Origin of the sequence: uncultured Caballeronia sp., from assembly GCF_964243625.1 — a bacterium.
GTDB lineage: Bacteria > Pseudomonadota > Gammaproteobacteria > Burkholderiales > Burkholderiaceae > Caballeronia.
This window is the reverse complement of record NZ_CAXTGZ010000137.1, coordinates 1-12,392: the sequence shown is the minus strand read 5'-3', so window position 1 is coordinate 12,392 and position 12,392 is coordinate 1. Positions and strand designations below refer to the sequence as shown.

The following is a 12,392-nucleotide window of genomic DNA, read 5'->3' as shown; positions in this document are numbered from 1 at the left end:
CGGAAGCTTAATAAGATATTGAAAGTGCACCGTGCGACCCCAGTTGCTGCACGGCGGACGCCCGCGACCATTACCGAATACAACCGGTGCCTATGGCCGCCGTTTTTCATCCCTCAAAACTAGCATTGGTGATAATAAAAATGTGGATGCGGAGATATTCAGTAAAGGGCCCGGACTTTACCGGGGTCGTGAGCATGGGCTTGGTTCTTAACTTATTCCTGATGCGTCCAACGGCGCTTGGTGAAACATATACGTCTCTGGGCATGGTATTGGCCGTTCCGCTCGTGTACCTTCATATATGGCACAACACAAAACGAACTCGTTATTCGAATGCCGTGATTCGGTGGGACATTGCCTCGCTGCTGAGCTTGCTATGTGTGTATTGGCTGTATATTTGCCCCATCTCGATAGTCTTCGAAATGTCGCAACTCGACTGGGTATTAAAAGAGTTCGTCACCACTCTCATGATCGCGCTTGTCTATGGCATGTTCCTCATCGATGTGGAAGCCAACCGCAGATTTTTTAGGACTTTGTGTACGGTTATTTCTGTGCTCGGTCTATCCAGCGTCATTACCGTCGTACTGGCGGCAATACTCGGGAGCAAGGATGCGTTGTTTCTTTTCTCGTTGAACGTGAAAGGATATACCGAGATCACTCTGCACCAGGAGACATCGACAGGCGCTATCTATTTTCCCTTTTCAATGCTCTACGGTGATTACGTGTCAGGAACCGTCAAGCTCGACCGTTATTGTGCCTTCTTCCGCGAAGCGGGCATCTATCAGGCAGTTGCATGTTTTTGCCTTGCATATGAAGCGTTCACGCGACGATCCAGACTTGTGATGTTTGGGCTTGTTGGCGGGACGATCTGTGCGTTTTCGTCTCTAGGAATCGCTCTGCTTGCAATGAGCATTGGAACCATCTTTTTATTCTCGGGTTCGCGAGTCGCGTCATGGCGTGTAGTGATCACGGCGGTCATGATTGGGCTAGTGTATCCGGTGTCGATGTACACGCCTTATATCGGACTGGAAGACAAGGCACTTACGCACGGCGCCTCACTCTCAGACCGCTCGAGTTCAATCGAGCGGGGTCTCCGGGATGTGCGGCGCAATCCACTTGGCAATGGCCTTTATTCGAGCCTTGGCAAGAACGATGGGATCTGCCTGCTCGCGGAGCTGGGAATGATCGGACTGTTTGGTTTCGCGTGCAAGGTCCTGCTACTCTCCGGATTGAGACTAGGCCCTGGTCTGAGCTGGAAGAAAGTCGCGACTTGCGCGCCGTTGTTGATCACGGCGATGGTATCGCAGCCGATCGCAGGAGCGCCCGTCATGCTTGTCATAGGCATGGCATTTGTTCCACGCGTCGTCAATCGAAAAAGTAGCGTAGTGCATCGCCTGGTGAAGCCGGGTATGTCCGCGGCGTTTGCAGCTAAGCAAACGTCATTGGAACTGCCCTTGCCGAAGTCGCCAATGGTCAATCAGTGATCGCTCTATTTATTTGACGACGTTCTGCCCGACTGCGCTGCGCTTTGACAGGCGCAGCGGCGTTGGGCAATCAATAATCGTATTTCCGGAAACCGAGCTTTCCGCTACTGCGTTGATGCCTTGCGCGAACCCCGAGACGTAGTTGCCGATAATGATCGTGTCGGAGGTACCGGGGTCAGGCAGCAGGATGCCAGTGTTACCGCCGCGAGTCGTGGATCCTTGCACATGATTATCGGCAATGACCGCGCGGGTGACCGCCCGCGCGTCGTGACTGACGCTCGGATCCACGCCAAATTGAATCCCATTGTTCGCCCCAAGCGCGGTCACCACGTTTCCGGTGATGGTAATCGCCCCGCTCGCGTCTTCGACATGAAGCGTACCGTTCGCGCTCGCGCTGTTCGAAGCGACCGTGTTGCCGCGAATGACGAGATCGGTCACGTGCGCTACATTGAGCGGCAGATCGAGCTGCAGCCTGCCAGGCGTGATCGTATTTCCTTCAATGACAACGTTGGAGCACATGATATGAGGCGTGTTGACGCCGATGCTCGCGTCCACACAGCTATTGCCGCTGATGTGCAGATGCCGGGATGGTTTGCCCAGCGGGTTCTCCCTGACCCGCCTTTCCATGCCGTCTTGATTGTTGATTTGAACTCCATATGAGCACTTTTCAAACACATTGTCTTGTACATACAGACCGTTGAGCCCGGTGCCGAGGAACCACGGGCCAAAGATGTTTGACTGGGACTTCGACGCTTCCGTTGTACGCGAGAAGACACGGTTTCGAAAAAAACGCTGGTTGGAAGCGTCGTTGACCGCGTTGAGCACACCCTGCATCGTGTCCTTGCCGATGTTGGAAAGATCAAAGACCAGCTCCGTGACAAACGTATCGGATCCACCCCACTCAAAGGCGCAACTTGCTTTTGCACTGTCGACTTTACAAGTCAGGGTCGCCCCTTCACCGACAGTCGTGACGTCGCGAGCGTAGATGCTTCCCTTGACAAGATAAGTGCGTCCACGCAAGAACACGGTGCGAATCGAAGTGCCCCGGACGTGCGCATACATTGCATTCAACGCGGCGGTGTCATCGGATACGCCGTCTCCTTTCGCGCCGAAACTCATCGGCGTGACAATGGAAGCGTTTCGCATGGCGACTTCGTGGGAAAACGTTCCGGTTTGCGGCGTTAGTGTTGCCGCATGCGCGATGTGCCGGGTCGCGAGGAACATGCCGCTCAGCACGGCGTTGGTACAAAAAAGGCGGCGTGGGTTTTGTGGACGCTTCATTGAGAGACATTGACAAGACAGGACGTTCGCGGGCAGTCGATTATGCGATGAATATGCAGCCCATTGTAGTTAATCCTCCCACAATCTCTACTCTTCAAAGCGCTCAAAATTGCCTTACATCGACAAGTCGCCAACCAAAGTTGTTGCTCTCTGTCCGCTTGCAACTAGAGTTGAAACCTGACGATCGCGAATTTTCAGCATGATCACCGTATCGTTAGCCGCACGTTCAATCCAAGCGGCGCGCGGCGCATCCAGCATGATTGTGTTAGCGGTATGGAGCACCATCGAGAGCCTCAAGCCTTTTATGATGAGTAGGCGCGCAGTGTCATGCGGGCCAGCATCCATGCTGTGAATGGGATTTGCTCAATGATGAATGACGCGCTTGCCCGGCCGCGCGGCAATCTCGCGTGCGAGTTCCACGAACGCGCTCAACACCGCAGGCGGCGATGGATTCGTCCATGCGAGTTGCAATTCGCTCACCGCCTGGCGTTCGCGAAGCGGCCGGTACACCACGTTATCCATGTGCACGTGCTGCACCGAGGCAGGCACCAGCGCAATGCCGAAACCCGAGCTGACAAGTCCGAGCGATGCGTAGATCTGCCCCATTTCGAATAACGGCGATGGCGAAAAGCCGCCCAGCGCGCAGAGCTGATTGATGATTGCGTGATAGTCAGGCGCGACATCCTTGCGATAGTTGATCACGCGCATGTTCGCGCAATCGACGATCGAAATGGTGCGTTTAGTGGCAAGCGGATTATCTTTCGCCAACGCAACGACGAACGGCTCACGCAGGATCATCGTGGATCTTAGTTCCGTGTCGGGCGGCACGGCGCGCACGAACGCGACATCGACTTCACCGCGCGCAAGCGCGTTGAACTGCTCGGCGGCCGTGAACCAGCGCAACTCAATGGATACATCGGGAAAGCGCTGCTGGAACTCGCGAATGAGCGCAGGCAACAGCGTGTACGCGATGTGTTCGAAGAAGCCGACCGCAAGCCGCCCAATCTCGCCGCGCGCCGCGCGTTGTGAGTCGATGACGGCAGCATCTGCCGATGCCAGGATGCGCTGCGCGCGGTCCGCAAACACCATCCCCGCCGACGACAATGTCACACGCTTGCCCCGCCGGTCGAATAGTTCCACGCCAAGTTCATCTTCGAGTTCGCGAATCTGCCGGCTCAGCGGGGGCTGCGCCATATGCAGATGCTCGGCGGCTTTGGTGAAGTTCAGGGTTTGCGCGACGGCCAGGAAATAGCGCAGATGACGAAGTTCCATGTCATACCTTTAAGGTACTGAAAGCGAACTAATTATATCTTTTACAACACTCCCCGATGCCGCTACGATCCGGCTTGAAAGAGATCAACCAGGAGAGATTCATCTTGAAGCTCAGTGATGTGCAACTGACCGCGTATGCGCGCGACGGGTTTGTCGTGCTGCCGTCATTGCTGGCCAATGTTGAAGTTCAGGAGATGAAGCGCGAGCTGAAACGCATCCAGCAAATCGATACCGACCATCTGGTTCGTGAAAAAACCGGTGGCATTGCGAAGACGATCTACAAGGTGCATGAAACAAAGAGTCCAACGGCGTCGCCCGTGTTCCACGCGGTATCGCGTGCACCGCGACTGCTCGAACCGGCACAACAACTGTTGGATGATCCGGCGCTCTACATTCATCACACGAAGTGCAATCTGAAGACCGCCATCGATGGTTCTGTATGGCAATGGCATCAGGACTTTGGAACATGGCACCTGGACGGTGTGCCAAACCCGACGATGACCACCGCGCTAGTCATGCTGGATGAACCCACTGAAATGGGGGGCTGTCTGTATTTCATTCCAGGAAGCCACAAGCTCGGCTCGCTGCAACCCGCTTTCGACGACGCGACCGGATACCGCTTTTACGTCGTGCCAAAGCCGAAAATGCTCGAAGTCTTATCGACTCATCCGAGAGCGGTACCGATCATCGGCGCGCCGGGAACGGTCGTATTTTTCGATGCCAATATCGTGCATTCGTCTGGCCATAATCTTTCGGGGGACGACCGCTGGCAGGCGTATATCGTGTACAACCAGGTCGCAAATCGTCCCGCCGAAGTGGAGAAGCCACGCCCGGATTATGTGCGTTCGACTAACTTCGTGCCATTGCAACCGGGTAGCGACGACATTTTGAACCGACCGCATACGGTGCACTACTGAAGGCGAGCTAGACGTCAATTCGATAAGGTAAATGGGTTCCACAATACATGCAGCGCTGGCCACGACTCGAGAATGATCTAATAGCTCATGCCGCTCGCAATGCATTATCGACTGCGTTGAGCAACGCTTCCGGCCCGACTGGCTTTCGTAGAATGATGGCATTGCCAATTTCATCCAGCGCGAGCGTATCTGCGTAGCCGCTCACGAAAATGATCGGAAGCGAAGGTTGCTTCAAGCGAGCAAGGCGCGCGACTTGAACCCCATTCAGCCCCGGCATGATGAAGTCGATGACAGCCAGCACCGGTTTGATCTCGTCGAGCACGCGTAGTCCGTCCGCGCCGTTTTCTGCTTCGGTCACGTCGTAACCGGCGCTACGGAACATTTCCGCGAGCGCAATACGTACATGGTCGTCGTCGTCGATCACAAGAAGTGGCCCAGGGCGCGATGTTGCGAGAACAGGTGGCGCGCCCGGTTCGAGAGTACGCGGCCCCGCTGTTGCCCGCTCGGCAGTGAGCGGCAACAGCAGATCAATCGTGGTGCCCCCTCCCGGCGCGCTTCGAATGCGCAGATCGCCACCACACTGCTTCACCACCCCGTACACTTGCGCCAAGCCGAGGCCCGTGCCCCTGCCGCGCTCCTTCGTGGTGAAAAACGGATCGATCGCCCGCTCGATGACTTCGGGCGTCATGCCCACGCCGCTGTCACTCACGCGGATCATGGCAAAGCCTGCATCGCCTGGGTCGTGACGTAGCGAAGTGTCGTCCAGTGTGAGGATGCTGAACGTGCCGCCGGCGGGCATGGCATCACGCGCATTGAGCGCGAGATTCAAGATGGCGAGGTGAAGCTGGTCGGCATCGGCGCGGATCCAGGCACCGGGCGCGAGCAACTCGAGGTCGATCGCGACTGTTGGTCCAAACGCATGATCCAGCAAACCTCGCGCATCTTGCACGACCGCGTCGAGTTCGATTGGCCGCATGTCGAGCCGCTGCGTACGTGAAAACGCCAGCAACTGGGCGGTCAGTTTCGTTCCACGCTGAGTGGCGACTACAGCATTGTCCACGTAGGTACGCGCTGGATGCTCGTCACCCAGCCGGCTTTTGGCAAGGTGCAAGTTGCCCGAGACAGCCATGAGCAAGTTGTTGAAATCGTGCGCGATACCGCCGGTTAATTGCCCCACTGCTTCCAGCCTTTGCGCGCCGTACATTGCAGATTCGGCTTTCGCGCGCTCGGCGCTTTCGTGATTGAGTGCCGCCGCCTGCTCGGCAAGGCGGGCGGTGAGACTGTCTGCAGTCTGCTGCTTCAGTCGATCCGACAACTCCCGTTCCAGGTCGAGCGTGTCAAGCGTCTTGCCGTCGTGCAGGATCAGTGCGATCAAAGGGGCAATCGTGATCATGACGAGCAGTGCCATCGCGACGGCCGTCCCTAGCCTGCCACTGTGCATGGCTTCTAGCAGCGCACCACCCACGACTGGCGGCAGCAGCGTGAATGCAAGCTGATGCCGGGTTGCCGCACCGCCCGTGCGCGAGGATGCAATCATCCGCGCCCAGCCGTGGTCTGCTTGCGCAAACACCGTGGCGAGTCCAAGCGCGAATAGCGCGGCGGCAGTGTGGACCGCCATCGTATTGAAAAGAAAGAGCGCGTAGAGGTCTCGAACGCCGTACGGGTCTCGAACGCCGTACGCGTAGCCTAGCAGCGCCGTGCCCGAGAGCAGCAACGCTGCACTCGCGAGCATATCGGCCAGGAGGTGCCGCCGCAGGAGCCGCTGATGTTGCGCGAGACCGACAAGCGCAATTGCGATCGCGGTAGCGATCGATGTACGCCCACTCTGCCCGGGCGGCAGGCCAAAAACAGCGTGTGCCAGGTTTGGACTGATGACGTCTCGCCCGAAAGCCGCATGGGAAGCCAGTGCGGCAATGGCGGCCAGGAGTGCAGCCCAGCCGGCGACCAACGCTGCCCGGCGCCGGACAAAGAACGCAAGGGCGGCGCATCCTATACCGAGGGCCGTCAACAGCGACATGCCCTGCAACGAAGGTGCGAACGTAATGAGCAGCGCAGAGTGGGTGACATACCCAATGAAGACAGCTGAGACGACCAACAGCGCCAGCGCGGCTAGTACCTGCGCGGATCGGGTCATCATTCTGACGTATGTAAGGTTCACCGGCTTTTCGTTATCAGCGTTACGGGAATCAAAACCTACCGACACGGATGGCTATCCAAGGGAGCCACGCATCCAACCGTGGGTTCGTATGTAGCAACGATCAAAACCCATTTGTGCGGACACGCGATTCACTTGGGGGTAACGCCTCCATCAATTCAAATATCTTGCTGATCGGCACCGGCTTTGCAAAATAGTAGTCGAAACCGGCTTCGATCGCTTCCTTATGGAATTCAGCCGTCGTGTACCCGCTTAAGGCGATCAATGTCAGCGGCTCGTTATTGAATCGTTCCCGCAAACTGATCGCAACATCGAAACCAGACATGTCCGGCAACCCGATATCGACTATTGCAAATGTTGGTCGAAATCCCGCATCCAGGCTCAGCGCGGCTTTCCCACTAAGGGCGATGCGACATTCGTGACCATTCATGTTCAACAATGCTTCCAGTGAACTGAGCGAGTCTTCGTTGTCATCCACGAGCAGCACTCTCTGCGGTTGCCCTCCGTATGTTGGTGCGCAGGGGTCCGGTATGTCAGGCGCAAGGTTGTGAACACGCGGCAACTCGACTACAAAGGCGCTGCCCTGCCCAATGCCCGCGCTATGTACGCTCACAGTGCCACCATGATCGCTCACCAGGCGCTGCACGACCGTCAGCCCGATGCCGAGGCCGGCTTCCTGACGCCCAAGCCCCATGGACGCTTGAGCAAACAAATCGAACACGCGTGGAAGCATGTTGGCGTCGATGCCAATACCCCGGTCAACGATCTCCACGCGCACGCTATGGTCGTCGAAGTCGACTCGAATGGTGATCTCATCCGCTTGTGACGTATAGCGCGCAGCGTTGTGAATGATGTTGCCGAACACTTGCTTCAACCTGCCGACATCGACCCGGACCATGACAGGCTCGGGCGGATACTCGGTGACTACGCGGTGTCCGTGGCGCGCCACTTCAGCAGCAGTCATTTCAACTGCTCCATCAATCAGCGTATCAACACGCGCAATTTCAGTCCTCAACTCGACTTTGCCACGTGTAAGCCGGGACACGTCGAGGAGGTCGTTGACCATGTGGGAAAGATGCTGCGTCTGGCGGCCGATCACCGCCAGGGTCTTTGTCTGATTCGCGCTGAGCGGCTCGGCGCTGCGCTGCGCGACTTCGAGCGATAACGAGATTGCCGAGAGCGGATTGCGCAACTCGTGCGCGAGCATGGCAAGAAACTCGTTCTTGCGGGCATCCGCATCTTCAAGCTCGGCCTTGTTGCGGCGCAGTTCCTCGAGCGCAAGGAGCATCTCACGATTCTGCCGCTCGAGCTCCTCGACAGGCGTCTGTGCCTTCCTGCGCATCAACTGCTCGACCAATCGATTTAACTGGATGGTGGTAAGTCGGGGCGTATCGCGGGGAAGGAACATTTCCAACGATACCGTCGTCCCCTGGCCCGGTTGCGAACGGATAAAAAATCCGTCGGCCATACGCCGGCTGCCCGGAATCCCGATGGTCGACGTCCTTTCGGGCCGTGTCGCGTCGGCAAGCAGTTCGTCGATGTTCGTAATACCCGGCCCTTTGTCCGAAATCTGCGCCACCACGCACTGCATGTTGATTGCTTCGCTGGCGTCGCCGACAAGGAACGTCAACGTACCTCCACCAGCAAACTGTACGGCATTGCGCGCGATTTCAGAGATGGCCGTGATGAAACGCGTGCGTTGCAGATTGTCGAGCCCGAATAGTTCGCCCACCTGGCGCGACCGGTCGCGGATCGCGACGAGGCTCAGATTGGTGCTGATCGGCGTGGAAAGGATTCGATGAAGCATCTCAAACCGCCTTGACGACGACAACGGTCGCATCGTCCGTGTCGCGCGCGAAGTCGCGATGCAGGACTGCGGCAATCAGGCTTGGATGATGTTGAATCAGACCCGGATGGCGATTCAGGTTCCAGCGGGTCGACAAGCCATCCGTTGTCAGGATGATGACGCTTCGGGGCGTCCATTCGATTGAAGACTGGCGCACAAGGCGCATGTTGTAGCCCACTGTTCCATCGGTGGAAAGCAGATGCTGAATGCTTTCGCCGGACGCCACGATCCCCACGATGTTGCCTACTCCGGCAAACTTGATCGAGCCGGCTGATGTATCGATTTGCACCACCGCCATGACAGCGCCGCGCGTCGATTTGAGGGCTTCATGCGAGCGACGGAGAATGCTTTCCGGAGTGTCGTTCCGGTCGGACTGACGGAAGATGTCCACTGCACAACTTGATGCAACGGACGCGAGGGGACCATGACCCAGGCCATCCAGAAGTACTGCGCGCATTAGACCGCCCCGCTCGTCGGCCCCCCAGGCGTCACCGCAAATTTCCTGGCCAGCCTTCGGAGTCGACCGTGCCCCGACGGCATATGACGACATGTCGGCGGCATGCGATTTCGAGTTCTGGATGCGTGCCAGGACGGCGGTGCCGGCCCCTGCAACGGAATAGATGTCGAACAAGTGCGAGTGACGCGACATCGTGCCGAATCCCGCACCCAGACTCCCGCCTGTCGAGAACCCGTCACGCCGGGCCGCGTCGAGGTTCGCGATACCTGGCCCACGGTCGAGAGCGAGCAATTCGAGGCCCAGGACGTCGCCGCTTGCATAGCGCCGCAGCAGGATCTCACCGCTCCCGGCGTACTTGATGATGTTGGTGGCCGCTTCGGTTGCGACCAACGCGGCGTCCGCCTGATAACGCTCGGAAAATCCGAGGCTTTGCGCAAGCTTGATCGTTGCGCGCCGCGCTTGCGCCACCCCGCTTTGATCCGTGAGACTCAGCGCCTCTTCCATTGCGTAATGCTCACTCTAGTGCCGCCATTGACGGTCGATGTTATTTCGAATTCGTTGACCAGGCGGCGCGCGCCCCCTAGTCCCAGCCCCATGCTTTTCGCCGTGCTGTAACCGTCTTCCAGCGCCCGTTCGATATCCGGAATCCCTGGCCCTTCGTCCGCAAACACAAGCTTGATTCCGGTGCGCCCGTCGCGTTCGACCTCGGTGATCGTGACCGTGCCCCCTTTGCCGTGTACAAGCGTATTGCGCGCAAGCTCGCTCGCCGCTGTGACGAACTTGGTTCGTTCGAGCGTCCCGAAAGCAAGTTTGATTGCGAGTTCCTGTATGAATTTACGCGCACCGTTGACCTGGTCGGACGTGCGTATTTCAAGAACGGCAGGGCTCAGTGCAATTATGAGGATTCTCCCGTCCCGTCCGACGCGTCGAGCGCCCGCCGCAGCAGCGCCATGCCCTTGTCAACGTCGAGCGCCGTGCGAATTCCTTTTAACGACATGCCGAGTTCGACCAGCGTGATCGCCACGGCCGGGCGCATGCCGACAAGGACCGTGGTGGCGTCCAGCACGCGCGCCATGGCAGCAATATGCCCCAGCGTCCGTCCGATAAAGGAGTCGACGATCTCGAGCGCAGAGATGTCGATAAGCACACCGCGCGCCCTCGTCTTTTCGATGCGCGAGGTCAGGTCGTCCTGCAGATTCAATACCAACTCGTCGTGTAGCTCGACCTGAATCGATACCAGCAGGAAGTCGCCGAGCTTGAGAACCGGAATTTGCTCCATACTTATTCGCCTGTCTTGACGCTGCCCAGCTTGCCGACTACCAAACCTACCCTGCGCAACGCGATCTTGAGCGCTTCGGCCAAGGTGGCCTTGGTCACGACATCGCCAAGATCGACACCCAGGTGCACGATCGTTTGTGCGATCTGCGGTCGAATGCCGCTGATGATGCACTCTGCGCCCATCAGCCGCGCGGCGGCGACGGTCTTGAGCAGGTGCTGCGCGACCAGCGTGTCAACGGTCGGTACGCCCGTGATGTCGATGATCGCAATCGCGGCTTCGTTCTCAACGATCGAATCGAGCAGGCTTTCCATCACGACCTGGGTGCGCTCGCTGTCGAGCGTGCCAATCAGCGGCAATGCAACGATTGAATCCCACAGCTTGACGACTGGCGTAGTGAGATCGAGCAATTCCTGCTGCTGCCGCTCGATGATCTGTTGACGGCTCTTCTGATATTCGGAGATCGTGACGAGACCCAGTTTGTCCATCATCTGCGTCAGCTTCCAGAACTCGTCGTTCAGACGATCGATGTCCTCGCCCGAATCGCGCAAGCCGTGGAACAACGGTTTTTTCAGCGAGAAAATAAAGGTTGCGGTTTCCTCCGGGGAAAAACCTTGAAGCACACGTTCTCGCGAAAATTTTGACAGATGGGCTTTGACGTCGTCCCAATGAGCACCGCTAAGCTGCTCGTCGTATCCATTTTTTACTGCATTTGCCAATACTGACAAGAAAGCCCGCGATGCCTCCTTGACGTCTGCCTCCGACAACGCGCCCTGGCGCGTTTCGCTGGAAAGTTGCTCCGCCACCCAGCTTGACAGAATTTTTGCTTCATCTTTTTCGAAAATGCCAGCTAACCCTGCGTGCTTACTCAAGTCACTCTCCTAATCTTGTTTTGCGGATTTTTTCAGAATGTGATTATATGGGACATCTCGTCGGACCCCAATTTAAGGCGGTCGGGCGCCGTAGCTCCCTGCTTACACTGGATTCAACGCCGCAAGTGGGACCGCATTGACCGCTCGCATTGACGAAGGCAGCAGCGCCAATGTGACGCTCAACGTCGGCATTCCTTCTTGTCGGGAAGGGCAGTTCAAACAAGCGCCGGCGGCTTCGTCTTGCGCTTTCATTCGTCGCGGGTTCGCCCCTGCACGGCCGATTGCGCCCCTTCTTCAGGCGACTGCTGTGAAGTCGACATGAGACGACTATAAGGAGATAGGGCTCGCTGCGGCGCCGGTTGGCAAAATCGTCTCCGATAATCGGATGGCGTAAGTCCCATGACCTTGCGGAACACGCGACGAAACCCGGTGGCGTCGCCGTAGCCAAGGCTCCAGGATATGTCTTCAACGGAAGCTTGCGAGAACTCAAGCATTTCGCGGGCTCGAGTGATCCGGAGCCGCTGCTGATACTCATTTGGCTTCATACCGGTGGCTGCAAAGAAACGACGCAGAAATGTCCGCTGCTCAAGTTCTGCATGCCGTGCCAGATCAGCAACGCTGACGTGACGCTCGCGTTGAGTGAGAAGCCATAGCTGTGCCTTTAATATGGCTCTGTCTCCGTGTTTCGTTTTTGGATCGAACTCGCAATAGAAGCGTTGCTCGCGTCCAGGAGGATCAACGAGCATAAAACGCGCTGTCTCCAGCATGACCGCTGTACCCAGAAATCTTTCAGTGAGTCTCAGCCCGAGGTCCGCCCAAGCGAGCACTCCTCCGG

At 57.5% G+C, this 12,392-nt stretch carries 12 protein-coding genes; 2 read left to right on the top strand and 10 right to left on the bottom strand.

Translation table 11 applies throughout. From position 1 onward, the window contains the following. The first annotated feature begins 194 nt into the window (after positions 1–194). Positions 195–1,481, top strand: coding sequence for a hypothetical protein (locus ACFFAR_RS11930; RefSeq protein ID WP_375507923.1), 1,287 nt, complete (start codon positions 195–197; stop codon positions 1,479–1,481). A 9-nt stretch (positions 1,482–1,490) separates the two neighbouring features. Here ACFFAR_RS11930 and ACFFAR_RS11925 read toward each other — a convergent pair whose 3' ends face one another. The 3 genes from ACFFAR_RS11925 to ACFFAR_RS11915 form a co-directional block, all read right to left on the bottom strand. Then, entirely contained in the window at positions 1,491–2,762 is a 1,272-nt protein-coding gene (locus ACFFAR_RS11925; RefSeq protein ID WP_375507922.1) for a glycosyl hydrolase family 28-related protein, read from the bottom strand. A gap of 114 nt (positions 2,763–2,876) precedes the next feature. After that, on the bottom strand, positions 2,877–3,047 hold the full coding sequence (locus ACFFAR_RS11920) for a hypothetical protein (protein ID WP_174363759.1): 171 nt from the start codon (positions 3,045–3,047) through the stop codon (positions 2,877–2,879). A gap of 78 nt (positions 3,048–3,125) precedes the next feature. Next, positions 3,126–4,034: a LysR substrate-binding domain-containing protein gene (locus ACFFAR_RS11915; RefSeq protein ID WP_174363760.1), complete on the bottom strand. Its 909-nt coding sequence runs from the start codon at positions 4,032–4,034 to the stop codon at positions 3,126–3,128. Between the two features lie 104 nt (positions 4,035–4,138). Between ACFFAR_RS11915 and ACFFAR_RS11910 the strand changes: the two genes are divergently transcribed. Continuing rightward, a complete protein-coding gene (locus ACFFAR_RS11910; protein WP_174363761.1) occupies positions 4,139–4,951 on the top strand; it encodes a phytanoyl-CoA dioxygenase family protein in 813 nt (270 codons plus the stop codon). An 85-nt stretch (positions 4,952–5,036) separates the two neighbouring features. Here the strand turns inward: ACFFAR_RS11910 and ACFFAR_RS11905 are convergent, their stop codons facing one another. The 7 genes from ACFFAR_RS11905 to ACFFAR_RS11875 all read right to left on the bottom strand — a co-directional run. Continuing rightward, positions 5,037–7,088 carry an ATP-binding protein gene (locus ACFFAR_RS11905; RefSeq protein WP_174363762.1) on the bottom strand — a complete coding sequence of 684 codons (2,052 nt, stop codon included), beginning with the start codon at positions 7,086–7,088 and terminating at the stop codon, positions 5,037–5,039. Positions 7,089–7,209: 121 nt separating this feature from the next. Next, a complete protein-coding gene (locus ACFFAR_RS11900) occupies positions 7,210–8,697 on the bottom strand; it encodes an ATP-binding protein (RefSeq protein WP_375507924.1) in 1,488 nt (495 codons plus the stop codon). 217 nt (positions 8,698–8,914) lie between these two features. Beyond that, the gene (locus ACFFAR_RS11895; protein ID WP_174364957.1) at positions 8,915–9,913 is read right to left on the bottom strand and encodes a SpoIIE family protein phosphatase; all 999 of its coding nucleotides are present in this window, start codon (positions 9,911–9,913) and stop codon (positions 8,915–8,917) included. Further along, positions 9,898–10,278 carry an anti-sigma regulatory factor gene (locus ACFFAR_RS11890; RefSeq protein WP_256701020.1) on the bottom strand — a complete coding sequence of 127 codons (381 nt, stop codon included), beginning with the start codon at positions 10,276–10,278 and terminating at the stop codon, positions 9,898–9,900. The genes ACFFAR_RS11895 and ACFFAR_RS11890 overlap by 16 nt, the downstream gene beginning before the upstream one ends. A 26-nt stretch (positions 10,279–10,304) precedes the next feature. Further along, the gene (locus tag ACFFAR_RS11885; protein ID WP_062001821.1) at positions 10,305–10,688 is read right to left on the bottom strand and encodes an STAS domain-containing protein; all 384 of its coding nucleotides are present in this window, start codon (positions 10,686–10,688) and stop codon (positions 10,305–10,307) included. 2 nt (positions 10,689–10,690) lie between these two features. Continuing rightward, entirely contained in the window at positions 10,691–11,557 is an 867-nt protein-coding gene (locus tag ACFFAR_RS11880) for an RsbRD N-terminal domain-containing protein (protein ID WP_174364958.1), read from the bottom strand. 248 nt (positions 11,558–11,805) lie between these two features. Further along, positions 11,806–12,392, bottom strand: a 587-nt coding sequence (locus tag ACFFAR_RS11875; RefSeq protein ID WP_375507921.1) for a GlxA family transcriptional regulator, incomplete at its 5' end; no start/stop codon positions are given.